At 55.1% G+C, this 312-nt stretch carries 1 protein-coding gene; it reads right to left on the bottom strand.

Annotated elements, in window-relative coordinates:
- Positions 1-22: 22 nt before the first annotated feature.
- Positions 23-312, bottom strand: a 290-nt coding sequence (locus JIN85_RS21570) for a hypothetical protein (protein WP_234047560.1), incomplete at its 5' end; no start/stop codon positions are given.

Below are 312 nucleotides of genomic sequence, written 5' to 3'. Positions count from 1 at the left end.
AACGTTAAAGGCCTGGCGCCCGCTACCGGGAGCGCCCCTCCGATTCTAGTTGAGGTTTGTCGCCACCCTCCGAATCCGACTCGGATCGGGTAGCGGGTTGTCCAGCGCTGACTTGTTCTACTTCTCTTTCGATTCGCTTGCCGGACACCACTAGCTCATCAAATTCTCCACCAGTGAGCCATTCGTCCCCGGTGACTCGGTAGTTCTTAATCTCGATCGTGGCTCCCACAATTAGGGTTGAAATCCGCTGCCCGGGAATCTCGATTATCACTTGCTTCTCAGTCAGCTTAGCCTTCGCTACCGACCAATGTG

Origin of the sequence: Luteolibacter pohnpeiensis (assembly GCF_016595435.1) — a bacterium.
Taxonomy (GTDB): domain Bacteria; phylum Verrucomicrobiota; class Verrucomicrobiia; order Verrucomicrobiales; family Akkermansiaceae; genus Luteolibacter; species Luteolibacter pohnpeiensis.
Note: the sequence above shows the minus strand (reverse complement) of the source record. Positions and strands in the feature narration are given on the sequence as shown.